The organism is Parvimonas sp. M20 (assembly GCF_035282425.1).
In the GTDB taxonomy this organism is placed as follows: Bacteria; Bacillota; Clostridia; order Tissierellales; family Peptoniphilaceae; genus Parvimonas.
The window spans coordinates 1-237 of sequence record NZ_JAYKBQ010000282.1 but is presented as its reverse complement, the minus strand read 5'-3'; the positions used below and the strand labels follow the sequence as shown (position 1 = coordinate 237).

The 237-nt window shown below is 38.0% G+C and carries 1 protein-coding gene; it reads right to left on the bottom strand.

The window, feature by feature from the left end; genetic code table 11:
- Nucleotides 1–237, bottom strand: a 237-nt coding sequence (locus VJI93_RS09250) for a family 16 glycoside hydrolase (RefSeq protein ID WP_324009395.1), incomplete at both ends; no start/stop codon positions are given.

The following is a 237-nucleotide window of genomic DNA, read 5'->3' as shown; positions in this document are numbered from 1 at the left end:
ATCGATCCTAGTTTGGCATCAGGGTGTTTGTCGTCGTCCAATATCTGGTATTCTAATCCGATGGCTGAACCGGTATTATTTTCTTTTTCTGTAACAAAATATTTCACCCCACTATTGGCAGTATCTGATAACTGAAATTCAAACTGCAAATCAAAAGCATGAAATTCATCAATTGTTACAATGTCGCCACCATTTGCAGACTCTGCACCATTGGTGGCTTTAACATTTAATGTACCA